This is a genomic window from Moraxella bovoculi 237 (assembly GCF_000696305.2).
GTDB lineage: Bacteria > Pseudomonadota > Gammaproteobacteria > Pseudomonadales > Moraxellaceae > Moraxella > Moraxella bovoculi.
Window position 1 is genome coordinate 40,182 of sequence record NZ_AOMT01000021.1, and the last position, 23,585, is coordinate 63,766.

Below are 23,585 nucleotides of genomic sequence, written 5' to 3' on the forward strand. Positions count from 1 at the left end.
TTACTTTAATAATCGTTTATATTAAACCAGTCGTTCAATTAGCCTAGGGCGATTTGAACATCAACACCGGCCGCTAGATCAAGCTTCATCAGCGCATCGACAGTTTTGTCGGTAGGCTGTACGATGTCAATCATGCGCTTGTGGGTGCGAATTTCGTACTGGTCGCGAGCGTCTTTGTTGACGTGTGGTGATGTCAATACGTTGAACCGCTCAATACGAGTCGGCAAGGGAACAGGTCCACAAACTTGTGCGCCTGTGCGCTTTGCAGTATCGACAATCTCTTGTGCCGACTGGTCAATCAGACGATGGTCAAAAGACTTTAGTCGGATACGGATTCTCTGGTTAGCCATGCCAACAAGCTCCTAAATTAAGTGCTTTATAAAACTTCCATCATCAAAAGATGACTTCAGCTATACCATTTTCATAATCTTTTGCCGAAAGCTAGGCTTTAGACAAAATAATCCAATCCCTGCCCGTCATGCAAAAATAGCTAGACAGCAGGGGTGTTGTTATAGTGCCAAAAACGATGCTTCGGCTGTGGCGTTGTCCTTTTTAAATTCTCTATCGTTATTGTAGAGAACCAATTTTTATCAAATTTTGTTCTTTTCAATCACGACACAGCGGATTAAAAAGCGCAACGCTAAAACATAATGAGCCCATATTATACATCAAAATAGGATGAATGCAAGGCTTTTATTAAGTTTTTATGAATAAATTACAATATTTTTACAAAATATTCTTCGGCGCAATTTTGCTCAAAAAACGTGCTATTTTTATGCACCGTCGTGGGATAATTTATTCATCTCTTATCAATTTATTTAAATATAATAACATTTTTTATTGATAAAATCAATCAAAAATGACCTCATACTGTTCTTGGTGGTAATGCTGACTAATTTTAAATTGTATCGTAGCATTGGTTAGTTTAATGATATCGTTTATTGTGTCTATTTGATTATCCTTTAGATAGTCCGTCATGACCTGACTAGCAATGATTGTAAAGTTATTGACTTTCGTAGTTTGGCTTGCTAGCTGCAATAATCGTCTGATGATATCAAATGCAATGGTATCTTTGCTTTTAATTATGCCTTTTCCTGCGCACACCGGGCAAGGCTCACACAGCTGCTGAGATAAGCTTTCGCGTGTGCGCTTTCGCGTCATCTCAACCAATCCAAGCTCACTGACACCTGTGATTTTAATGCGCGCAGGGTCATTCTCTAGCGCACTCTGCAGAGCTTCTAATACCGCATCTCGGTGAGATGACTTATCCATGTCGATGAAGTCTAGAATAATGATACCGCCCAGATTACGCAGACGAACCTGATGAGCAATGGACTGTGCCGCTTCTAGGTTTGTCTTATATACCGTCTCTTCTAATGATCGCTTACCTACGTAGGAGCCTGTATTGACATCAATGGTCGTCATCGCTTCGGTCTGTTCAATGATGAGATAGCCACCTGATAACAAATCAACACGCTTTATCAGCGCGTCATTTAAGGCACTCTCTACGCCGCGTACATGAAATAACGGCGTATTATCCGTGTAGTGATGAATCTTATCAGCGATGGCTGGCATGAATTCATCTGCAAATGCACGTAGCTCCCTATAAACCATCTCACAATCAACCACAATGCTGGCAGTATGTTCATTCGCCAAGTCACGAATGCAGCGAAGTGGTAGCGATGGCTCTTGATAAACAAGCTCATGCTTGGCTTTACGAAGCTTGGCAGATGATGTACGCGCTAGTATGGTGCGCCACAACTGAAGCAGATAATAAACATCTTCTTCTAGCTTAGCCTGTGCGATATGCTCAGCCGCGGTGCGGGCAATCAAGCCGCCTTTAAAATTAAGTGCCTGTATCAATATAGCCAACTCACCTCTAAGGCGATTGCGCTCCTTCTGATCACTGAGACGAGTGGAGACACCGACATAGTTATCATCATCAGGCAAGTACACCAAATAACGACTCGGCAGCGAGATATTCGTGGTTAGGCGTGCACCTTTAGTGCCCAGCTCATCTTTGATAACCTGAACCAAGATTCGCTCACCTTGATACAGTCTGCGCTCAATCAAATCATCTGGACTTGCTTTTGGTTTGGGCTGATTTGGCTTGTCCATCGGTGCAGCTTTTTGCATGTCATCTATGTGCAAAAACGCCGTGCGCTCACGTCCAATCTCCACAAATGCCGCCTGCATCCCTGGCAACACTCGCACCACCGTGCCTAGATAAATATTACCAACCAAGCTCACATCTTGGCATCTTTCAATAAAAATCTCACTCACCACGTCATCAATGATGAGCGCCACACGCGACTCTAGCGAGCAATGATTAATTAAAATCTCATTAGCCATAATAATTTAACAGCGCAAATCTATCATAGTAAGTTAAATTCCTTATAGATGCAAGCCTCATCATATCAAAGACAATCATTCAACATGAGATTGCATCTCATTCATCAATGCCAGAGTCTGTGGCAATGGCAAGCCCACCACATTCGTATAGCTTCCATCAATACGTTCAACCCATGCCATCGCGCCGCCTTGGATGGCATATGCACCCGCCTTATCAGCTGGTTCACCTGTCTGCCAATAGCGCTCTTTCATCTCGTCTGTCAGCGGTATAAAATGTACTTGCGTTGAACAAATAACATGCTTTTGATGTCTGATTGCGCCATCTTCAACGATGCTAACACAGACGGCTGTCCATACCTCGTGCGCCCTGCCTGACATTTTTTGCCACATGTCGAAGGCATCTGCCTTATTGATGGGCTTGGTTAGCACCTCATCATCGATGACACCAATGGTATCTGCTGTGATGGTCATGGCAGGATTCTGAGTTCGATTACCGTCATCACTTAATATCGAAGCTGCGCGCACTGCCTTATTCTGCACCATTCTAATAATGTACTCTTTGGCGCTCTCACCAGTCTGCCAAGTCTCATCAATGTCCGCCGCCATCACCTCAAATTCCACGCCTACAACCGATAACAACTCTCGACGACGCGGCGAAGTTGATGCCAAGATTACCTGTATCATGCCAAAACCCTCATTCTTTAACAAAAACACCTAACTTATCCTTGATTAGTGATTTTGTCAATTACTAAGATATGCTACAATTAACACCATTTATGATTTCAATTTTTTATTCATTGTAAGATAAGGGCAATCTATGAGCGATACATTATCCAGTAGCGACATTCTAAATGCCGCCAAGCTATCACGTCTGGCGATCGATGAAAACCTAGCATCTGACTATGCCAGCGACATCGGCAAAATTCTGGCCATGATGGACACACTATCAGCCGTTAATACTGATGACATCAAGCCCTTGGCAAATATTCATGAAGCCTGCCAAGAACTGCGTGCCGATGTTGCCAACCCCAACATCGATAGAGACGCATTCCAAGCCGTCGCGCCCAATGCACAAGACGGTCTGTACCTCGTACCACAAGTAATCGAGTGATCTTAATCTACACCAAATTAACCCCAAACCACCTAACTATAAAATAGCTAGAAAGCTTATAAAATAGAGTAACTCATGACACAACTACACGAATTAAGCGTTGACGCCATCGTCAAAGGCTTGGCAAATAAAGATTTTAGCAGTGTTGATATTACCACACACCTATTATCACGCATCGAGAAGCTAGATGGACAAATTAACAGCTTTGTTACCGCCACTCAAGAACAAGCGTTAAACGCCGCCAAAGCTGCCGACAAACTGCGCGCAGATGGCGACACTCGCCCCCTGCTTGGCGTGCCAATGGCTCACAAAGACAACCTATGCACCAAAGGCGTGCTGACATCGGCAGGCTCAAAAATCCTATCCAATTTCGTCTCGCCTTATGACGCAACTGTAGTGGAAAACATCGCCAACGCTGGATTTATCAGCCTAGGCAAGCTCAACATGGACGAATTTGCCATGGGTTCGGACAACGAAAGCTCGTATTTTGGGGCGGTACACAACCCTTGGGACGCCGCTCGCGTACCAGGTGGTTCATCAGGCGGATCTGCGGCAGCGGTCGCCAGTGGGTTCATCCCTGTGGCGACAGGCTCGGATACAGGTGGCTCTATTCGCCAACCTGCCAGCTTTTGTGGCATCACGGGCATTAAGCCTACCTATGGGCGTGTGTCTCGCTATGGCATGATTGCTTATGCGTCAAGCCTTGATCAAGCAGGCACATTTGGCAAATCCGCCCTAGACTGTGCCTACCTGCTTTCCCCGATGACAGGACACGACCCCAAAGACGCAACATCCATCAACCGCCCCACCGAAGATTATGTGGCGGACATTTTGGTGGCAAAAACAGACGGCAAACCCCTAGCAGGCAAAAAAATCGGCGTGGCAAAGGCGTATTTTGGGGCAGGTCTTGATAGTGAAGTAGAAAAATCCATTCGCACCGCCCTAGCCAAATATGAAGAGCTGGGGGCCCAAATCGTGGAAGTGGACATCACCGACCCTGCCGTAACGCTTGCCACTTATTATCTGCTCGCCCCTGCCGAAGCCAGCTCAAACCTGTCTCGCTATGACGGTGTGCGCTTTGGTTATCGCTGCGAAGATCCAAAAGATCTGATCGATCTATATACGCGCAGCCGCTCTGAAGGCTTTGGTACTGAAGTTCAGCGCCGTATCATCATGGGAACGTATGCCCTATCGGCAGGGTACTTTGACGCTTATTATACCAAAGCCCAGAAGGTTCGCCGTCTTATCGTGGACGACTTTAAAAAGGCGTTTGAAAAATGCGACATCATCGCAAGCCCTACTGCACCGACCACCGCCTATAAGCTGGGTGAGAACTTAGACCCTGCCAGCATCTATCTTGGTGACGTATATACCATTGGCGTGAACTTGGCAGGTCTGCCCGCCCTATCGCACCCTGTGGGACAAGCGAACGGCTTGCCTGTGGGCTTGCAACTAATTGGCAAACATTGGGCGGAAAGCGAACTTCTAAAAACCGCTCATGTGTATCAGGCGAATACCAAGTTTCATCAAGAGATGGCGGATTTGGTGAAGTGATTTTGGATTTGGGATAAATGATAAATTTATCCCAAGCAATAAAAGGGGATAATGATGCAACGCCGTCATTTTTTACAAAAAACCTTATTGGCACTACCTATTATTTTTTCTGGCAATTTATTAACTGGATGCAAAACGAGTTTATCCAATAACCATTTACCTAATGACAAGATAACAAAAAATCCAAATTTATTACAAAATAAATTAAAAGAAATATTGCCAATTTGGGAAAATAAATTTAATGCCAAAATTGGTATGACGATTATTGCTGACAGTGGTGAAATATCCAGCCATCGTGGTGATGAATATTTTCCTGTTAATAGCACCATTAAAGCCTTTATCGCAAGCCATATATTATTACTTGTAGATAAAGGAAAATTGGATTTAAATGAAAAAATCATCATTAAAGAAAGCGATTTGATAGAATATTCTCCTGTCTGCAAAAAATACTTTAATGAAAATAAACCAATTTCTATTAGTGAATTGTGCGAAGCTACCATAACACTGAGTGATAATGGCTCTGCCAATATCTTGTTGGATAGAGCTGGGGGCTTGACTGCATTCAATCAATTTTTGAAAGAGATTGGGGCGGATATGGTGTTAGCAAATAATGAACCTTTACTAAATCGCTCACATTATGGTGAAACCAGTGATACCGCAAAACCAATTCCTTATACAAGAAGCCTAAAAGCATTGATTACAGACAATATCCTATCCAATCAAAGCAAAGAACAGTTGATAACTTGGCTTATCAATGATAAAGTTGCTGATAATTTATTGAGAAAATATTTACCAAAAAATTGGCGAATTGGCGACAAAACAGGCACAGGTAGTGAATCAAAAAATATCATTGCTGTGATTTGGAATGAAAATAATAAATCTTATTTTGTCAGCTTATTTATCACTCAGCCACATGATGGTAAATCCCTTGATTTTAAAAATCAAAAAGATGAAATAATGGCACAAATTGGTAAAGAAATTTATCCATTTTTATAACCCATTAAATTTTTATAGTTAATAGGAAAATTTATGACTAACCAAGCCCCCCTAATTGACGGCTATGAAGTTGTCATCGGCATTGAAATCCATTGCCAATTAAACACCGCCACCAAAATTTTCTCGCCCGCCAGTACCGAATTTGGGCAAGAACCCAACACCCAAGCCACCATTGTGGATTTGGGCTTTCCAGGGGCATTGCCTGTGCTAAATGAAGGCGTGATTGAGCGTGCCTTAAAATTTGGCATGGGTGTCAATGCCGAGCTTGGCACATACAACACCTTTGACCGCAAAAACTACTTCTACCCCGACCTACCCAAAGGCTATCAAATCACGCAAATGGCAAACCCCATTGTCGGACGTGGCTACATTGACATCCTTGTAAACGCAGGGCAAAAAGACGAATACACCAAACGTATCGGTATCACACGAGCCCACCTAGAAGAAGACGCTGGCAAATCCGTCCACGATGCTGTGCCACAGATGACAGGCGTGGATTTAAACCGTGCTGGTACGCCACTCATCGAAATCGTCTCTGAACCTGATATGCGTTCGGTGGGCGAAGCGGTTGCCTATGTCAAGACCATTCACGAACTGGTTACATGGCTTGGCATCTCGGACGCTATCATGGCAGAAGGCTCTTTCCGTGCCGACATCAACGTGTCTGTACACAAGCCAAACACGCCTCTTGGCACTCGCTGTGAGCTCAAAAACCTAAACTCGTTCCGCTTTATTGAGCGAGCCATAAAAAGTGAAATTGAACGCCAAATTGACGTCATCGAAGACGGCGGAAAAGTCGTGCAAGCTACACGCCTATACGACCCTGAAAAAGACGAAACCCGTGCCATGCGTACCAAAGAAGAAGCCAACGATTACCGCTACTTCCCAGACCCCGACCTGTTGCCTGTCGTTATCTCTGATGAGACGCTTGCCAAAGTGCGTGCCGACATGCCAGAGCTACCGAGCGTGCGTAAAGAGCGATTTGCCAATGAATTTGGCTTGACCGCTTATGATGCTAACGTGCTAAATGGTAGCCGTGAGCTGTCGGATTATTTCTTGCAAGTGGTTGAAATCATTGGCAAAAATAATGCCAAAATCGGGGCAAACTGGGTCATGGGCGAGCTGTCAGGTTCACTCAATAAAAATGAGCTAACCATTGACAAATCACCAATCTCTGCCGAACGCCTGGCGGGGCTGATTGCTCGCATATTGGATAATACCATTAGCGGTAAAATCGCCAAAGAAGTGTTTGGCTATCTGTGGGAGTCCGACAAATCTGCCGATGAGATTATCGCCGAGAAAGGGCTAAAACAAGAAACCGATACAGGGGCGATTGAAGCCATTATTAAAGAAGTGCTTGCTAATAATCAAGCAATGGTTGATGAATATAAAGGCGGAAAAGAAAAAGCCTTTAATGGACTGGTCGGACAAGTAATGAAAGCAAGTCGTGGTAAGGCAAATCCTGCACAAGTCAATGAACTGTTGAAGAAGTTGATTGGGTAGGATAATAAGCCCCAAATATCGGTCGGTGTTTGGGGTTTTATTTATGGGAATAACGATGATTGATATTACAAATTTACTCAGAATTTTAAGAAACCAGAACTCCATCTTTCAGAAAGTTTTTTAAAAATATATCGCTCCAATGAGATAACAAATTATAACGATAGTGGCTAAATTGTCTATTGCCAAATGAATTGCTATCGTTTTGATTTAGAAACCAACATTTATCTTATTCTTAAATCTTGTGAAAAATTTTTACAATCATCACCCATTTGGTTTGATTATTATAGATTTAAGGAAGGTTTCCATTAAAATTAAGCAATTATATCAATGAAGCCATTCAAGAAATTCAAAATTCAGAAAATCAAACCAATAACCATCATTCATTACAACAAATTTTAAACGGGCAACTAGAAAAACTAAATGAAGTTGATAAAATTTACACCTTTGAATTAAACCAAGAAAAATTTAGAAGTGCTATTTTAGACCAAATACAAGACCCGATTGACGAGTTATCCAAATTGATATTTTGGATAGATAAAGGCGAAAATATTCATTTTTTATGGGTGCGAGAAAGTAGGTAGTAAAACTGGTGCGTAATACATACCTTACTACCAAAAATATAAGGACAAAAAAATGAGTTATGGTGCTTTTGTACATTGTCGCTGTTTTCAAGACGATAAAATTCCAAAACCCTATTTTGCCGATTTTATAAAATATGATGAATGTGGTTTATATATTTATTTACCAAAAGAATTAGAAAACAACCAAGAAAAATCGCAAGACATTTTTATTGATTTCTATGATTGGGTAGAAATAGCGTGTACTCATAGAAATATGTACTTATCCAATCAAGATGTAGCCAATATTCCTACAATGAATAAATTTAAAAACTTTATTAAAACTTATAAAGATGATTATCCGATATTATACCAATATTTACCAACAGTAAATGAAGGCATTATACCGCCAAAATTAGCAGAACCACTATTAAAAGAATTATGCAAATTAGAGAATGTCCCAGAAAGACAGGGGGATTGTGATTGTATCTTACAATCATTAACCCAAGTCGCCAAAGCGTCCATTGAAACAGGAAATCCTATTCATTGGTCGTTGATAAATGCAATCAAACCACACCCAATTATTAACCCTTACCAATACCCATTTAACCCATTTATTTAAACAAAATGGTAATGATAAATGGTTTATGGCGGAATTTCCTTATAAATTTGACCAAGTAGAAAAAGATTGGCAAATTGTGAATATCATATTAATCCCACCTTAAATTCAGCACCAACGATCTTAACAAATTGTCAAATCACTTACCAAAATTTAGCGGTGGCGGATTATCGCTTGTATTTTGATAAAAACGAGCGGTTGATTGATGAATTTTTTACCATAAAAGAGGATGAAAAATGCCCACCATCAAAACCCTGCTCCACTCCGCCGATAGCCTACTCATCACCGCAGGAGCAGGCATGGGCGTGGATTCTGGCTTGCCTGATTTTCGGGGCAATACTGGTATGTGGCAAGCCTATCCCGAGCTTGGCAGACGGCAGATGGACTTTGCCACCATCGCCAACCCCCAAGCCTTCGCCCAAAATCCACGCCTTGCTTGGGGATTTTATGGACACCGTTTGGCACTGTACAAAGCCACCACGCCCCACGCAGGCTTTGGTGAGTTATTGGCACTTGCTGACCGCCTTGATTTGCCTTATTTTGTCTTTACCAGCAACGTGGATGGGCAATTTATCAAGGCAGGGTTTGACGCTGACAAGGTTTATGAATGTCACGGCTCTATTCATCATCTGCAATGTGTCATACCCTGCTCTGATAAAATTTGGACGGCGGACGACTTAACGCCTGTGATTGACAATGACAAATGCGAGTGGCTTGGGGAGCTACCCACTTGTCCTGACTGTGGCGGGTTGGCGCGTCCTAATATTTTGATGTTTGGCGACTTTGCTTGGCAATCTTATCGCACGGACAAGCAAGAAACCCGCCTGCACAAGTTTTTGACAACCCACCAAAATCCTGTTGTCATTGAGATTGGAGCAGGAACAGCAATCCCGACGGTTAGACGCTTTGGCGATGGCTTTGCCCCACGTCTGATTCGCATTAACCTGCGAGAACCTGCCACGCCCCAAGGCGGTATTGGGCTTGGTATGGCGGGCATACATGGGGTAGATGAGATTTGGCGGGCGTTGAATGCCAATGATTGATATTGTGTAAAATGTACGTATGACTTTGACAGTTCACAAAATTGTGAAGATATAATAACCCAGATCAAATCCTTTGAATTAAATTAATAAAAAAGACCCCAATAAATCAGGGTCTTTTTTATTAATCATCAATCAGTGATGATGACCGCCTTCGCCGTGTGCGTGGCCGTGTGCGATCTCATCAGCGGTCGCTGCGCGCACTTCTACGATCTCAACATCAAAAGTCAATGCCTGACCTGCCAATGGGTGGTTACCATCAACCACAACTTCTTCGTCAGTCACTTCTTTAACAGTAACCAACATCACATGACCATCATCAGTCTGTGATTGAAATTGCATGCCCACTTCGATATTATCCACACCTTGGAAGTTCGCGCGTGGCACAGATTGCACCGCTTCTGCGATGTATTCACCGTACGCATCTTCTGGCGCGATGGTCGCAACGAATTTATCGCCAGCAGACTTGCCTTCCATTTGAGCTTCTAGGCCTGGGATAATGTTATGGTGACCGTGTAGATATGCAAGTGGCGTGCCACGAGATTGATCCAATGTCTCGCCTTGATCGTTGGTTAGTGTGTAGTTAAATTGAACCACAGAATCTTTTGTGATGGTTGTCATAAGAGCATTCCTATTTTTGATGAATGAATGTACGCGTTGGCACTCCAATCGCGATAACATGAGTTTCATTATAACAGAATTTTTGGCTGATGTTGCTGATGTTACAAAAAACATTCAAATCCATCATAACGGTCCAATCATCTGTTATTTGGTTAAATGATGGATTAATGATATGATAATGGCGCCGATAAATTAATAAACGTGCACAGGAAAAATATGAAATATATTGTTGATTTTACTAGATTTAACGAACATCTTGTCGATATTCATCTTAACTTTAAGGCGCGGGTAGGCGCACCAACATTATGGCTGCCGACATGGATTGCAGGCAGCTATCTGATTCGCGAGTTTAGCAAAAACATCACACTCGTACAGTACGATCATGATGATACACGACTCGATGCCGTTAAGCGCTCAAAGAATACTTATGAACTCACCCACATTAAGGCAGGCGATGTCGTCGATGTACATTATGAAGTGTATTGTCACGATCTGTCGGTGCGCACAGCATTCTTGGATAATACGCGCTTGTTTGGGAACTTTAGTTCGCTGCTCGTCGTTCCAACAGGACAAGAGAGCGATGGCGCGAACATCTCACTGCATGTGCCAAATGCTTTTTATGCACTCAATCCCAACGCGACACTCGCCTGCGGTCTAAAGCATACTTGCGCTGATGATGCTTTTGGCAAGACCTACCATTTAGAGCCTGTAGCCGCCTTTGATAGCTATGATTATCCATTTGAAATCAGTATTCAGGATGAATTTGCCTTTACGATCACAGACAGTGACGGTAAAGACCTGCCACATCGTTTTTTTATCGCGGGCAAGCATCATGGGCACCTGCCACGCCTACAAAAAGACATTCAAAGAATTTGCCAAGCCTACCTAGACGAACTGGGCAGCGCGCCATTTAAAGATTATACCTTCATGACCATGGTGACAGGTTCAGATTATGGCGGTCTTGAGCACATCAATTCTACCGCGTTGGTTAGTCCACGTACCGACCTGCCGAGCACTCATGAGGGCACAGTCCCAAGTGGTGATTATCAGCGCTATCTAGGGCTGTGCAGCCATGAGTATTTTCACGCATGGTGGGTAAAAACAGTACGCCCTGACGTGATGATGGATTCACAATTACAAACCGAAGCGCCTTCGCCATTATTATGGGTCTTTGAAGGATTTACCAGCTATATCGATGATCTGGTGCTGCTGCGTTCGGGCGTGATTGATAAAGCGTCCTACCTAAAACTGCTCGCTGCACAGATTAATCGCTACTATCAGACCGCTGGTCGCGATTTACAAAGCGTCGCTGAATCCAGCTTTGATGCATGGATTAAGCTCTATCGACCCGACGAGAACTCCACCAACCAAGGCGTAAGCTACTACAATAAAGGCGCGCTCATCGCCCTACTGCTGGATCTTACCCTACTAAAACACTCCGATGGCAAATATCGCTTATTCGATGTCGTTAGAGCCTTCTACGCCAAGGCACTCGAGCAGGACAATCGTCGCTTTGGCATGACACATGAGAATCTTGGTAAGGTGGTTGGCGATATGATCGGGTATGATGCGTGGCAGGTGTTTTTTGATAATTATGTCATCGGTCGCCAACCACTACCCATTGAAGAGATGCTGGCAGAGTTTGGCATTGAAATCACCGCCAAAGCTCAACACAGAGCCTGGGGTATGACGACAGAAGAGCTGCCAAGCGGTATCAAAATCAAGCATCTCATCCGCCAAAGCCCAGCCAGTAAGGCAGGTCTATCCGCCAATGATGTCATCGTCGCCATCGACGGCTTAAAAGCAAGTCAAAAACTCATCGAATCCACCACGAAGCGTCAAAATCATGATGACAAGCCCGTCGTCGTTCATGCATTCCGCCGAGATGAGCTCATGACATTTAATGTGCATGGTGGATCATTTGAATACCGACAGGTAAGCTTGGTTGATAACACCGATAGCATCTGGCTAAACTAATTTAAAGCTTATCATGAATAAAAAACGCCCTAAAATTTTGGGCGTTTTTTATTATTTGCTTGATGGTGGCGATTCTTTGGGTGATTAGACTTTGTTGATTTGGGTGAGAATTTAGATGTCTTTGGTGGCTTGGATTTTGATGGCTTGAGTGGGTTATTTTTGCTCACGCCAAGCTTGTTAAGCTCATCATCGGATAGCTGAATACGCAATTGTTCACCCACACCGAGCTTTTGCACCTTATCACCCAACGACCACTGACCGACCTGATAGCGTATCAACCTTAGACATGGCAAGCCAACGTGTGCAACCATTCGACGAACCTGACGATTCTTACCCTCAAAAATCGTCATAGACAGCCACGATGTCGGGATAGATTTGCGTTCGCGGATGGGTGGATCACGCCGCCACAGCTCGATCGGCAGCTCATCTTCGGACAGATGCCTGACTATAGCAGGTAAAGTTTTACCATCTTTTAATGGCACACCTGCTGATAATTGATGCAGCTGCTCAGCGGTGGGTATATTCTCCACCTGTACCAGATAAGTCTTGCCGTGTTCTTTGGCATTGCCTTTATTCGGTGGCGTGGTGATGGCATGATTGAGCGCACCATCATCAGTTAATATCAACAGCCCTTCGCTGTCTTTATCAAGCCTGCCCGCCACACGCAGCGTCTTATCAGCAAAAAAATCTGCCAACGTCGCCATGTCATCATTATCTTTACGAAATTGACTATGAACACCATATGGCTTATTAAATAAAATCACATTTGCCATGTCGTTATTTGAGCTTATCCAATAAAAAACCAGATGATATGGTAACATCATCTGGTTTTGAATACTAACTTTGATTATTCAAAGATAGGATTTTATTATTTGCTCTCAGCAGCTGCAGGTGCTTCAGCAGGTTGTGCTGCTTCGGCTTGATTTGCTTCTACTTGAGTAGCTTTGCTGGTTGGTGCATTACCAACTGCGGCAACTTGCTCACCAGCTTGAGACAGAGTGAACTCAATACGACGGTTTTGGAAGCGACCTTGTTCAGTTGCGTTGGATGCTACTGGGTGGTCATAACTTGCACCTTGAACACTTAGACGCTCAGCAGGTACACCTTTTGATACTAGGTAATCACGAACAGCGACAGCACGCTCCTCAGATAGCTGCTGGTTGTACTCGTGAGACGCTTGGTTATCGGTGTGACCGATGATTTTTAGTGTTGCTTCTGGTAGTGCGCTTAGCTTCGCTGCAGCAAGATCAAGAATCTCTTGGTTCTCAGCAGGGATTTCGCTTGAGTCAGTTGCAAAGTTGATGATTTGTAGATTTAGAGCGCGTACTAGATCATCAGCAGTTGTGTTGTCGCCAAGATCTGAGATGGCTTGCTTAGCAGAATTGATGCTACCTGCAACAGCAGCGGCTACGTCAAGCTGTGGCTCTGCTTCTACAGTGAAGTCTGCTGGTAGGATGCCTTTAGCACCTTCGATTAGCTTAGCCACATCAGCTTCGTCACCTGCATTGAAGCGAACAGCTTTATCTGCGATGCTCACACTAGAGCTAGGTACGCCTTTCATCAGACCTAAGATTGCAGGTAGGTGGTCTGCCGCTGGCATGGTGTCAGAGTAGCCAGTCGCTATCTCTAATGAACACTTATCAGTGCCGAATACGCCCGCGATCACAGTACGGATAGAACCAAGCACACTTTCAGAACCTGCTTGACCACGGCAAGAATAAACCGCATTACCAGTCTCATCTACAGCGATGTTTAGAGTAGCAGGCGTTGCGTCAGCAGCGGTCGTTGATGCTGGTGCTGTAGCTGTTTCGTCAGCATTTTGAGCAGGTGCTGCAACAGGCGCTGGCTTGTCTTGACAGCCACGTAGCAATAGCCATGCAAGACCACCTAGGATGATCAGACCGATGATTGGCAAGATGCTCTTTAAGAAACCACCTTTCTTCTCTTCTTCGCGTACCACGTGAGTGTTTGCTGCAGCTGGCTCAACGCGTGCATGAGCAGCAGGAGCGGCTTGTGTCTTAACAGCAGTAGCAGCGGCGGGCTTAGTGGCTGCAGTTGCAGCAGCGGCACCGCCTAGAAGACCAGCTGGTAGTAGCGCATATGCCCATGAAGGCAATAGCGAGCTGAATGTTGATAGGTTGTCTTTTAGGAATACAGGTAAAGAAGTTGAACCAGACAATTCTTTTAGCTTGCTAAGTACCAAAGGTGCTGACACAGCAGTTAGTGCGCTGGTAGTCGCAGTAGGTAGGTTGAATTCTTTGGCAAGCTGATCATTTAGCTGAGCTGTTTGATTGATGGTGTTGTTATCATTGAACACGGCATCAAGAATGCTTTGACCGTTATCTAAATCCAGTGAATTTAATGCAGACAGACGAGAAAAAGCACTACCATCGGTTAGACGTGAAGCAAAGATGGCATAAAACGCTGAAAGCAATTTGCTCTTAGTCGTGTTATCACCTTCATGGGTCGCTGTCGCAGCCAAAACGTGCGGGGTAACTAGCTCAGATAAAGTATTGATAAGGTTCATAAGAAAACTCCTTTGTTTGTGTGTTTGTTTTTAATAAAATCCTAAGCCTGATCACGCCTAGAACTTAATTGTGTGTTATTGTGAACCATTTTTGAGAAATAAAAAAGACCTTAACACAATAGTTAAACAAAACACCCGCCACAAAAACCATCTGGTGACATGTTTTTACAAAACCACCGTACAACTCACTCATTGGTTACCTAAATGTTGACATAATCCGCTGTTTTATTAAGCTCTGCGGTTGCCAAACACATTTAAACTGATATACTAACACCCACCAAATCACAAGTTACAGGCTGTCATCTGAAGTCTAATTTGGGTATTTTAGATCATCAGAGCTCTATTGCGCCAACTTTTGCTGCAACATAACAAAGCTTGCTATTTTTTGACATCACTTTCCATTTTATGGGTGATTTGGATAAGTTTTAACTTTTTTAATTATTAGCCAATCGATGAGCATATTAGCTTGCTCACGCGACAAATTTATTACCTCTTAGTCGTATTTATTTTATTTGACATCATGAATCACACCACCGCCATAATCATCATCACCGTCATCATCAGCCTTATCGCTTGGCAAAATCGCACACTCATGGGACGGTTGATTTTTGACCCCATTTCCATCACGCGCTTCAAGCAGTATGATCGCTTCGTCACGCATGGCTTTATTCATGCGGACGGTATGCACCTGCTTTTTAATATGTTTACGCTGTACTTCTTTGGACGTGTGATTGAGCAGTTTTATATCAGTCGATTCGGTTCATTGGGCTTTGCGGGGTTTTATGTGCTGGCCATCGTCGCTGCCATCATCCCAACCTACCTAAAAAATAAAAACAACTCACGCTATCTGGGGCTTGGTGCATCAGGCGCTGTCTCAGCTGTATTGTTTAGCTTTATTTTATTTGCGCCGTGGGAGACTTTGTATTTCTTTGGAATTCTGCCCATTCCTGCCATTGTCTTTGCGGTGCTTTATACAGCTTATAGCATCTATGCAGATCGCCGCGGCACAGGTAATGTCAATCATTCAGCGCATCTATATGGCGCGGCATTCGGTGTCATCGCCACCATTCTCATCGAACCAAAATTGGCGATGCATTTCGTTTCAGCATTATTAAGCCCAAGATTTTAATATGATTTATGACATCATCGGCGACATCCACGGGCAGGTGGATAAGCTATTAGGATTATTGGATAAATTGGGCTATCGACACGATGGTAGTAGCCACATCGCACCGCCAAACCATAAGGCCATCTTCGTGGGTGATTTTATCGATCGTGGCGACGCTCAGCTTGAGACGCTGGGTATTGTCTTTGACATGATTGACAATCATCAAGCACTGGGAATCATGGGCAATCATGAATATAACGCCATCGGTTACGCCACCACGGACGATCAAGGCAAGCGCATCTACAACCCTACACCACGCCAGCATGAGACACATCAGGTATTCTTGGAAGCGGTTGGCGAAGGCTCGGCGCTGCACCAGCATTGGCTTAATCGATTCTTTGAATTGCCACTTTGGTTAGAACTAGATGGCTGCCTAATCATCCACGCCTGCCCCGATGCTAAGGCGATGACAAACCTTATGCTTTGTCTGCATGATAATCGCCTAAGCCCAAATGATTTTAAAGATCTACCTAAGATTACCCATCAGAACATCCTAAAAATCCTAACAGGCGTACAAGCACACCTGCCCGATGGCGTGTTCATCAAAGACGGTCTAGGGCATCTACGCCAAGACGTGCGCGTCAAATGGTGGAAAGATGATTTAAATCAGCCTATCGTAAAGCTGTCTGCCGCGAGCAACTGCGACCTATCAACACTGCCTAACGACCTGGTTTGCCCCATTGATTTTACGCTTGGTACTGATAAGCCTGTCATCATCGGACATTATTGGCTGACAGGCGACCCTGCGCCGCTGTCGGATCAGGTGATTTGTACAGACTATTCTGCAGGCAAAGACGGCTATCTGACTACCTATCAGTTTGACACAGACAATCCGAGACTATCTGCTGAGAACTTTGTGCAGTTTTATGGATAAAATTCGCCAAGTTTGTGCTGTTAGCGACAGCTTTTGTGGTGATTTTTTGTTATAATAATGCGTTTAATCACTCTATTTTTTAAGGAAAATTATGTCTAGCCAAGCCCAACCTGCTGCTGCCATCTCACCAGCTGGCGCACCAAAAGTCGGCATCATCATGGGCAGCCAATCTGACTGGGCAACCATGGTTGAAGCTGCGGATGTATTAACACAATTTGGCGTGCCTTTTGAGTGCGAAGTCGTCTCTGCACATCGCACCCCAGATAAGCTATTCGACTACGCCAAATCCGCCAAAGAGCGTGGCTTATCCATCATCATCGCAGGGGCAGGCGGTGCTGCTCATCTGCCTGGCATGTGCGCGTCACAAACTGATCTTCCTGTATTAGGCGTACCTGTCAAATCATCCACCCTATCAGGCTGGGACAGCCTGCTGTCAGTCGTACAGATGCCGCGCGGCGTATCGGTCGGCACACTCGCGATTGGTGGTGCTGGTGCTTATAACGCTGGACTGCTGGCGGTGCAGATGCTTGCCATTCATGATGAAGCTCTGGGCAAGAAAGTCAGCGAATTTCGCGCAAAGCAAACCCAAAGCATCCTTGACAACCCAACGCCTGGCATCATTGGCTAACCACCCCAAAAACCGCCCTTCACTGGGCGATTTTTTGCGTTAATTCTTATAAAATTTGCACTAAATTTATGTCAAATGTGCGATAATAGCCGCCAAATTTTATCATTTTATTATTGATTAAAGAGACCATCATGACTACACTTGCTCCCGTTCGCACCATCGCCATCTTTGGCGGTGGTCAATTAGGTCTTATGCTTGCCAATGCTGCGCGTCCGCTTGGTATTCGTAGTGTCTTTTTGGAAGATGCGCCAAACTGCCCTGCGGCACTTGCAGGCGAAGTCATGACCAACGCTGACTATGATAAATTTGCCAATGCGTGTGACACTTTCACGCTAGAATTTGAGAATACACCGTTATCATCAGCGCAAGGCATCGAATCTCATGCCAAGCTATACCCGCCATCACAGGCATTATTCATCGCCCAAGACCGCCTAAACGAGAAAAACTTATTCAATGAACTTGGCATTACTACTGTGCCATTTTTAGCGGTGAATTCCCAAGATGAGCTGAATGCAGCCTGCGAGAAACTTGGCTTGCCGCTAGTACTAAAGACCACTCGTGGCGGCTATGACGGTAAAGGGCAATTCGTCATTCGCACTCAAGATGACATTAAGACAGCCTGGGCAGAGCTTGGTGACGCCACCAAGAGCGCACCGTTAATCGCTGAGGGGTTTATTAATTTTAGTCGCGAAGTGTCATTAATCGCTGTGCGCGCCCAAGATGGTGACATCCGCTATTACCCACTGGTTGAGAACACTCATCACAACGGCATTCTCGCCAAGACTGTCGCCCCTGCACCAAGCGCTGAGCACCTCAATGAACAAGCCCAAAGCAGCATCAAAAAACTGCTCGAGCATCTAAATTACGTGGGCGTCATGACTTTAGAATTATTCGTGACAGACTCAGGACTGATCGCCAACGAGATCGCCCCACGCGTGCATAACTCTGGACATTGGTCGATTGAAGGCGCGGTGTGCAGCCAGTTTGAAAACCACATGCGCGCGGTGGCGGGTCTACCATTGGGTAGCACTGACATCATCAAGCCATCCGTTATGCTAAATGTCATCGGCAAATACCCAAACCTACAAGACGTACTGGCGATTGACGGTGTGCATTTTCATCATTATCACAAAGATGAGCGAGACGGTCGTAAGATTGGGCATATCACGATAATGTGTGATGAGCTTGAAGAGACTGTTCTAAAAGTTGAGCAATTATTAAAATAACACCACCAAGGGCATGCTACTGCCCTTTTTTTATCTTATGAATATTTACATAGACGCCGACGCCATTCCCGCCATCGCCAAAGAGCTCATCATTAAGACCGCCAACCGCACAGATGTTATGGCAATCTTCGTGGCGAATAATTTTATCAAACTCCCGCCATCCCCACACCTGAACATGGTGGTCGTATCGCAAGGCTTTGATGTGGCGGACAATTACATCGTCGATAACACTCAAGCAGGCGATCTAGTCATCACATCTGACATTCCTCTTGCCAATGATGTGCTAGAAAAAGGTGCTAAAGTTCTGACTTCACGAGGCGAGGAATTTACCCTAAATAACATCAAACCCAAATTAAATGCTCGGGATTTTATGGAGTCGCTTCGTGGCACGAACGTGCTGGACCCTAAGCAGATGGGTGGACAAAAACCATACAGTGACAAAGACAAAATCGCCTTCGCCAATGGTCTTAATCGCCTTGTTAAAGCCAAAAGCCCGACCTAACCCAAAAACTACCCGCATCAATCACGCAACAAAAATTGTAAAAATATTTGCAAATTCCTGCATCTGTGACAAGCTATTTTTAAAAAATTAAGGCATAATAAAGGGCAAAATTTTCACCTCAAAAATCAAACGCTTTTTGGCACTTTAAAATAAAAATACGAACAGGACGCTCACAACCGCCATGTTAGAAACTTGGACAAAAGAACTCGTCATCCAACGCTTGCTCGCGCTCACTTTGCTTACCATTTTGATCATTCTGTGTTTTCAGGTGGTGCATTTTTTTATTTCGCCTGCGATTTGGGCGGCAATTTTGGCGTACATCACCTTTCCTTTGTATCGTTTTTTTCATCAAAAAGTCCATCTTAGCCCAACCATCAGCGCACTGATCATGACCGCCTGCGTGTCTTTGATGATCGGTGTGCCTTTGGTGGTGGGTGTGTTTTTCTTACAACAAGAAGTCATCAATTTCTACAGCATGGCAATTCACCGACTGCAGGCAGGCTATGTTGATCTACCTGACAGCATCAAAGATCTGCCCGTGATCGGTCAGCAGGTCAAAAACCTCCTGTGGGAAATCAACAAAGACCCCGAGGCCTCTATGGCAGCGGTGCGTAACTGGGTTCAGTCGCATCTATATTATGGCAAAATTGCGTTTGATGCCGTTCTTGAGAACCTTACCAAACTGGGCATGGCACTTATGACGCTGTTTTTCTTTTATCGTGATGGCACCAGCCTTATGCGCCAAATTCGTCAAGCACTACGTAATATCATCGGCGATCGCATCGATGATTACATCAACTCTGTCGGCGCAACCACGCAAGCCGTCATCTATGGCATCGGCCTGACTGCTCTGGCTCAGGCGCTATTGGCAGGTCTTGGCTATGTCGTGGCAGGTGCGCCGAACCCGATTCTGCTGACTTTGGTTACTTTTGTGGTGGCATTAATTCCTTTTGGTACGCCTTTTGCGTGGGGTGCAGTGGCACTGTGGCTACTGTCTCAGGGTTATACCACCGAAGGCATCGGTCTTGCCCTGTGGGGCATCTTGGTCATCAGCTGGGTGGATAACCTCATTCGCCCCATCGTCATCAGTGGCGCGACTAAGATTCCATTTATTATTATCTTTATCGGTGTGCTTGGTGGCTTGACCGCATTCGGCTTCGTTGGTCTGTTCATCGGTCCTGTCTTACTGGCAATCGGACTTGCGGTGTGGCGCGAATGGATCAGCCAGCACAAGAACGAGATCTTCGCTGCCAAAGACGGTCACTTTGCCGTGGCAGATGGTGAAGGTTTATTGGCTGATACAACACCGAAGCCAATCTTAAACGAAGACAAATTGGACGATTAATCATGACTCATGCCATCACCATCTTAGCCGATGAAAATATCGCCAATATCGATGATTATCTGTCGCATCATGACATCAACGTCATTAAGCTAAAAGGTCGCGACATCAATCAAGCCGCCATTGATACCCATCGCCCGCACGCTCTGTTCATCCGCTCTGTCACGCCGATTCATCAAGGCAGCATTCAGGATTTTGGTGATGTGCGCTTCATTGGCTCAGCGACCATTGGCACAGATCATGTGGATACAGACTATCTGGCAAAACGTGGCATTAGCTTTACCAATGCCAAAGGGTGTAGCAAGCATTCGGTGGCTCAGTATGTCATCACTTCCATTCTCACACTTCGTCCAGATAGTGCACATCAACCGATCACACTTGGCATCATCGGCCTTGGCAATATTGGTTCAACATTGGCGCATTATGCCCATGAGCTAAATTGGCAAGTGCTGGGTCATGATCCATTTTTGGCAGCTTCAGCCATAAACAACAGCAGCCTTGATGATGCACTTAGCAGAAGCGATGTCGTTAGCATTCATACGCCGCTGACACACACCGGCGAGAACCCCACCCATGAGATGCTAAGTGCTGACAACCTATCCAAATTAAAAAACAACGCTCTACTCACCAACACCGCCCGTGGCGAGATCATCAATCAAGATGATCTATTAAACAACATTCGCATCAAAAATCTACAAGCGGTTCTGGATGTATTCCCCCATGAGCCTCACATTGATCAAGTGTTATTAGACCATCTTGACATCGCCACACCGCACATCGCAGGCTATACCCTAGAAGGTAAGCTTCGTGGTACGGACATGATTTATCAGGCGTTCTGTCAAGAATTTGGCTTACCAGTTATTCAGCAAATTAATCCATTACTGCCTGATAATCCTTATAAATGGCCTGATTTTTTGGCGGGTGTTCGAAGTCAGCCTGAGCAGACCCTAAATAACTATTATGACATTGCCAAAGATGATCGCGATCTGCGTGCAGTTAGCAATGATGGTGTGCACCCTGCTGATTTTGACCATCTTAGAAAAACCTACAACCTACGCCGTGAATGGTTATCTTAAGCAGCACATAACATGAGCTACAAACCCACCCAAACCCTCGTCCAAGCCCAAAGTCGCGCCGCCATACTCTTCGCCATTCGTCAGTTCTTCGCTGATAAAGGCGTGATGGAGGTGACCACGCCGATATTATCCAATGCTGGCAATACTGATACTTTCATAGAATCGGTTGTGGCGCATTTTCATCAATTGGGCAAACCCACCACAGGCTACCTGCACACCTCACCTGAGTTTGCGATGAAAAGACTGCTCGCAACTTGGCAAGTACCGATTTATCAGATCTGTCAGGTCTTTCGGGACAATGAGCGCGGCACGAAGCATAACATCGAATTTACCATGTTAGAATGGTATCGTCCGCATTTTAGCCTGGATGATTTGGCTGAAGAATTAAGACAGCTGATTAGCGTTGTCATGGATAAGCCCATCGCCTTTAAGAAGCTAAGCTATGCCGATAGCTTCTCACCTCTTGGGATTCATCCGTACAGAGATTCGATCGAAGCCTTTAAGGCATGTGCCATCGCTCACGACATTCACCTAGACATGGCAGATGACAGACAAGGGTGGTTGGATTTATTATTCAGCCATCTAATTGAGCCGGACTTGGGTAAAGATGTGCCGACATTGGTGGTGGATTACCCGCTTGCCACCGCTGCACTTGCCAAGGCAGAGCATGACGCGGAAGGGCATTTGGTGGCGAAGCGCTTTGAATTGTATATCGATGGCATTGAGATTGCCAACGCCTATGATGAGCTGGCTGATGGCGACGAGCTATACGCCAGATTCACCTCGGATAATGCACAGCGGCAACAACTGGGCCTGCCCATCATGCCGATAGACAAGCACCTCATCGCTGCCTGTGACGAGATGCCGCCATGTAGTGGCATCGCCCTAGGCGTGGATAGACTACTCATGGTGCGCGATCGACTGCCAAGCATCAACCACGCCATCGCCATTACTACAGATAAGGCGTAATAATTAACGCTCAAGAACTCCTCTCGCCCATTCGATGACAGGCAGATCAACCATCCTGCCCTGCACAGAGAACACCGCCTCACCTGTCGCCTCGTGATGATCTAACACCGCCTTGGCAAAGCCAAGCATCGCATCATCGTGGGCGGTGGCGCGGCGAATGGGTGCGATCTGCCTAGGGTGAATGACAAGCTGACCATCAAAACCAAAATCTTTGGCGAATTTGGCGAATTTACCCACGCCGTCATCATCATTAAAATCTGCAAAGATCGTCTCAATCGGCGCATTAAGTTCATTCACCGCAGAATGCAGTAATAAATCGGCACGAATCCTATCCAACACCACCTTAGATGCTGGCGTATCAAGTGTCATGCCAAGCGATTTTGCCAAATCCAGACAGCCATAAGTCATCGCCATCAATCCAGTCGCAGTGGCCATGCTGTCAATATTTAGGACGCCCTTGGCTGTCTCAATGACCGCGATGATGGGCAGATTGCTCGCTTGATGCAGCGCTGTGATTGACAGAGCAGATTCTGCCTTTGGCAATAACACGCCTACCACATGATCGAGCGTCTGAATCATGGCAACATCATGCGCATAATCAGCGGTATGGGCGGCATTGATGCGTAGCCAGTATGACTGATTGATAGCTTTATCGAATTCTTGCAATGACGATCTTATCGCATACTTATTGCAAGCCTCTACCGCATCCTCTAGATCGATAATGACATGATCGGCATCGCCATCTAGAGCCTTGGATGCTCGATCCAAACGCGTAGCAGGGATAAATAGGTAAGTCTTAAAGGCATTATTCATAGCTCTTCCATCATGAGTTGTTGGTGTCTTTAGAGCTTTACCTTATCACATTCATGACGGACTGTAAATTATGGACTGCTATGGTCGCTGTGATTTGTATCAATTGCAATAAAAACGCCGCATGATAATA

General features: G+C 45.0%; 22 protein-coding genes. 15 read left to right on the plus strand and 7 right to left on the minus strand.

Going from position 1 to position 23,585, the window contains the following annotated elements; translation table 11 throughout:
• Positions 1-38 precede the first annotated feature (38 nt).
• The 3 genes from rpsJ to MBO_RS04490 form a co-directional block, all read right to left on the minus strand.
• Positions 39-350, minus strand: coding sequence for a 30S ribosomal protein S10 (gene rpsJ / locus MBO_RS04480; protein WP_003656991.1), 312 nt, complete (start codon positions 348-350; stop codon positions 39-41).
• A gap of 499 nt (positions 351-849) precedes the next feature.
• Positions 850-2,352 carry an Rne/Rng family ribonuclease gene (locus MBO_RS04485; protein WP_036364333.1) on the minus strand — a complete coding sequence of 501 codons (1,503 nt, stop codon included), beginning with the start codon at positions 2,350-2,352 and terminating at the stop codon, positions 850-852.
• 75 nt (positions 2,353-2,427) lie between these two features.
• Positions 2,428-3,036 (minus strand): Maf family protein, encoded by a 609-nt coding sequence (locus MBO_RS04490; RefSeq protein ID WP_036364411.1) that lies wholly within the window; start codon positions 3,034-3,036, stop codon positions 2,428-2,430.
• A 133-nt stretch (positions 3,037-3,169) separates the two neighbouring features.
• On the opposite strand from MBO_RS04490, the gene gatC reads away from it, so the two are divergent.
• The 6 genes from gatC (at position 3,170) to MBO_RS04520 (ending at position 9,735) form a co-directional block, all read left to right on the plus strand.
• A complete protein-coding gene (gene gatC / locus MBO_RS04495; protein ID WP_036364336.1) occupies positions 3,170-3,463 on the plus strand; it encodes an Asp-tRNA(Asn)/Glu-tRNA(Gln) amidotransferase subunit GatC in 294 nt (97 codons plus the stop codon).
• Between the two features lie 75 nt (positions 3,464-3,538).
• Positions 3,539-5,017 carry an Asp-tRNA(Asn)/Glu-tRNA(Gln) amidotransferase subunit GatA gene (gatA, locus tag MBO_RS04500; protein WP_036364339.1) on the plus strand — a complete coding sequence of 493 codons (1,479 nt, stop codon included), beginning with the start codon at positions 3,539-3,541 and terminating at the stop codon, positions 5,015-5,017.
• Positions 5,018-5,071: 54 nt separating this feature from the next.
• Positions 5,072-6,013 carry a class A beta-lactamase gene (bla, locus tag MBO_RS04505; protein ID WP_036364342.1) on the plus strand — a complete coding sequence of 314 codons (942 nt, stop codon included), beginning with the start codon at positions 5,072-5,074 and terminating at the stop codon, positions 6,011-6,013.
• Between the two features lie 33 nt (positions 6,014-6,046).
• Positions 6,047-7,516: an Asp-tRNA(Asn)/Glu-tRNA(Gln) amidotransferase subunit GatB gene (gene gatB / locus MBO_RS04510; protein WP_036364345.1), complete on the plus strand. Its 1,470-nt coding sequence runs from the start codon at positions 6,047-6,049 to the stop codon at positions 7,514-7,516.
• Positions 7,517-8,149: 633 nt separating this feature from the next.
• Positions 8,150-8,695, plus strand: a complete 546-nt coding sequence (locus MBO_RS04515; protein ID WP_036364348.1) for a hypothetical protein — start codon at positions 8,150-8,152, stop codon at positions 8,693-8,695.
• 233 nt (positions 8,696-8,928) lie between these two features.
• Entirely contained in the window at positions 8,929-9,735 is an 807-nt protein-coding gene (locus MBO_RS04520) for an SIR2 family NAD-dependent protein deacylase (protein ID WP_036364351.1), read from the plus strand.
• A 132-nt stretch (positions 9,736-9,867) separates the two neighbouring features.
• Here MBO_RS04520 and MBO_RS04525 read toward each other — a convergent pair whose 3' ends face one another.
• Positions 9,868-10,353 (minus strand): FKBP-type peptidyl-prolyl cis-trans isomerase, encoded by a 486-nt coding sequence (locus MBO_RS04525; protein WP_036364354.1) that lies wholly within the window; start codon positions 10,351-10,353, stop codon positions 9,868-9,870.
• Between the two features lie 216 nt (positions 10,354-10,569).
• Here MBO_RS04525 and MBO_RS04530 point away from each other — a divergent pair, with 216 nt between their 5' ends.
• Positions 10,570-12,330, plus strand: coding sequence for a M61 family metallopeptidase (locus MBO_RS04530; RefSeq protein ID WP_036364356.1), 1,761 nt, complete (start codon positions 10,570-10,572; stop codon positions 12,328-12,330).
• A gap of 29 nt (positions 12,331-12,359) precedes the next feature.
• Here MBO_RS04530 and MBO_RS04535 read toward each other — a convergent pair whose 3' ends face one another.
• Together MBO_RS04535 and MBO_RS04540 are read right to left on the minus strand one after the other, a co-directional pair.
• On the minus strand, positions 12,360-13,103 hold the full coding sequence (locus MBO_RS04535) for a pseudouridine synthase (RefSeq protein ID WP_052585303.1): 744 nt from the start codon (positions 13,101-13,103) through the stop codon (positions 12,360-12,362).
• A 95-nt stretch (positions 13,104-13,198) separates the two neighbouring features.
• Positions 13,199-14,857, minus strand: coding sequence for an OmpA family protein (locus tag MBO_RS04540; protein WP_080702188.1), 1,659 nt, complete (start codon positions 14,855-14,857; stop codon positions 13,199-13,201).
• A gap of 520 nt (positions 14,858-15,377) precedes the next feature.
• On the opposite strand from MBO_RS04540, the gene MBO_RS04545 reads away from it, so the two are divergent.
• The 8 genes from MBO_RS04545 to epmA all read left to right on the plus strand — a co-directional run bounded on the left by MBO_RS04545 (position 15,378) and on the right by epmA (position 22,642).
• A complete protein-coding gene (locus MBO_RS04545) occupies positions 15,378-15,986 on the plus strand; it encodes a rhomboid family intramembrane serine protease (RefSeq protein WP_036364358.1) in 609 nt (202 codons plus the stop codon).
• Position 15,987: 1 nt separating this feature from the next.
• Entirely contained in the window at positions 15,988-16,899 is a 912-nt protein-coding gene (locus MBO_RS04550; RefSeq protein WP_036364361.1) for a metallophosphoesterase, read from the plus strand.
• A 91-nt stretch (positions 16,900-16,990) separates the two neighbouring features.
• Positions 16,991-17,527 carry a 5-(carboxyamino)imidazole ribonucleotide mutase gene (gene purE / locus MBO_RS04555; protein WP_052585302.1) on the plus strand — a complete coding sequence of 179 codons (537 nt, stop codon included), beginning with the start codon at positions 16,991-16,993 and terminating at the stop codon, positions 17,525-17,527.
• Between the two features lie 131 nt (positions 17,528-17,658).
• Positions 17,659-18,753, plus strand: a complete 1,095-nt coding sequence (locus MBO_RS04560) for a 5-(carboxyamino)imidazole ribonucleotide synthase (RefSeq protein WP_036364363.1) — start codon at positions 17,659-17,661, stop codon at positions 18,751-18,753.
• A 37-nt stretch (positions 18,754-18,790) separates the two neighbouring features.
• Complete coding sequence (locus MBO_RS04565; protein WP_036364365.1) at positions 18,791-19,255, plus strand: YaiI/YqxD family protein; 465 nt, start codon at positions 18,791-18,793, stop codon at positions 19,253-19,255.
• A gap of 181 nt (positions 19,256-19,436) precedes the next feature.
• On the plus strand, positions 19,437-20,600 hold the full coding sequence (locus MBO_RS04570) for an AI-2E family transporter (RefSeq protein ID WP_036364368.1): 1,164 nt from the start codon (positions 19,437-19,439) through the stop codon (positions 20,598-20,600).
• Positions 20,601-20,602: 2 nt separating this feature from the next.
• Complete coding sequence (locus tag MBO_RS04575; protein ID WP_036364371.1) at positions 20,603-21,673, plus strand: 4-phosphoerythronate dehydrogenase; 1,071 nt, start codon at positions 20,603-20,605, stop codon at positions 21,671-21,673.
• A 12-nt stretch (positions 21,674-21,685) separates the two neighbouring features.
• Entirely contained in the window at positions 21,686-22,642 is a 957-nt protein-coding gene (gene epmA, locus MBO_RS04580) for an EF-P lysine aminoacylase EpmA (RefSeq protein ID WP_036364373.1), read from the plus strand.
• Positions 22,643-22,645: 3 nt separating this feature from the next.
• Here the strand turns inward: epmA and MBO_RS04585 are convergent, their stop codons facing one another.
• Entirely contained in the window at positions 22,646-23,455 is an 810-nt protein-coding gene (locus MBO_RS04585; protein WP_036364375.1) for an HpcH/HpaI aldolase/citrate lyase family protein, read from the minus strand.
• Positions 23,456-23,585 lie beyond the last annotated feature (130 nt).

Bases quoted from the DNA above. Each gene is read 5' to 3' on its own strand.
- rpsJ (WP_003656991.1), bottom strand. From the start codon at position 350: ATGGCTAACCAGAGAATCCGTATCCGACTAAAGTCTTTTGACCATCGT.
- MBO_RS04485 (WP_036364333.1), bottom strand. From the start codon at position 2,352: ATGGCTAATGAGATTTTAATTAATCATTGCTCGCTAGAGTCGCGTGTG.
- MBO_RS04490 (WP_036364411.1), bottom strand. From the start codon at position 3,036: ATGATACAGGTAATCTTGGCATCAACTTCGCCGCGTCGTCGAGAGTTG.
- gatC (WP_036364336.1), top strand. From the start codon at position 3,170: ATGAGCGATACATTATCCAGTAGCGACATTCTAAATGCCGCCAAGCTA.
- gatA (WP_036364339.1), top strand. From the start codon at position 3,539: ATGACACAACTACACGAATTAAGCGTTGACGCCATCGTCAAAGGCTTG.
- bla (WP_036364342.1), top strand. From the start codon at position 5,072: ATGCAACGCCGTCATTTTTTACAAAAAACCTTATTGGCACTACCTATT.
- gatB (WP_036364345.1), top strand. From the start codon at position 6,047: ATGACTAACCAAGCCCCCCTAATTGACGGCTATGAAGTTGTCATCGGC.
- MBO_RS04515 (WP_036364348.1), top strand. From the start codon at position 8,150: ATGAGTTATGGTGCTTTTGTACATTGTCGCTGTTTTCAAGACGATAAA.
- MBO_RS04520 (WP_036364351.1), top strand. From the start codon at position 8,929: ATGCCCACCATCAAAACCCTGCTCCACTCCGCCGATAGCCTACTCATC.
- MBO_RS04525 (WP_036364354.1), bottom strand. From the start codon at position 10,353: ATGACAACCATCACAAAAGATTCTGTGGTTCAATTTAACTACACACTA.
- MBO_RS04530 (WP_036364356.1), top strand. From the start codon at position 10,570: ATGAAATATATTGTTGATTTTACTAGATTTAACGAACATCTTGTCGAT.
- MBO_RS04535 (WP_052585303.1), bottom strand. From the start codon at position 13,103: ATGGCAAATGTGATTTTATTTAATAAGCCATATGGTGTTCATAGTCAA.
- MBO_RS04540 (WP_080702188.1), bottom strand. From the start codon at position 14,857: ATGAACCTTATCAATACTTTATCTGAGCTAGTTACCCCGCACGTTTTG.
- MBO_RS04545 (WP_036364358.1), top strand. From the start codon at position 15,378: ATGAATCACACCACCGCCATAATCATCATCACCGTCATCATCAGCCTT.
- MBO_RS04550 (WP_036364361.1), top strand. From the start codon at position 15,988: ATGATTTATGACATCATCGGCGACATCCACGGGCAGGTGGATAAGCTA.
- purE (WP_052585302.1), top strand. From the start codon at position 16,991: ATGTCTAGCCAAGCCCAACCTGCTGCTGCCATCTCACCAGCTGGCGCA.
- MBO_RS04560 (WP_036364363.1), top strand. From the start codon at position 17,659: ATGACTACACTTGCTCCCGTTCGCACCATCGCCATCTTTGGCGGTGGT.
- MBO_RS04565 (WP_036364365.1), top strand. From the start codon at position 18,791: ATGAATATTTACATAGACGCCGACGCCATTCCCGCCATCGCCAAAGAG.
- MBO_RS04570 (WP_036364368.1), top strand. From the start codon at position 19,437: ATGTTAGAAACTTGGACAAAAGAACTCGTCATCCAACGCTTGCTCGCG.
- MBO_RS04575 (WP_036364371.1), top strand. From the start codon at position 20,603: ATGACTCATGCCATCACCATCTTAGCCGATGAAAATATCGCCAATATC.
- epmA (WP_036364373.1), top strand. From the start codon at position 21,686: ATGAGCTACAAACCCACCCAAACCCTCGTCCAAGCCCAAAGTCGCGCC.
- MBO_RS04585 (WP_036364375.1), bottom strand. From the start codon at position 23,455: ATGAATAATGCCTTTAAGACTTACCTATTTATCCCTGCTACGCGTTTG.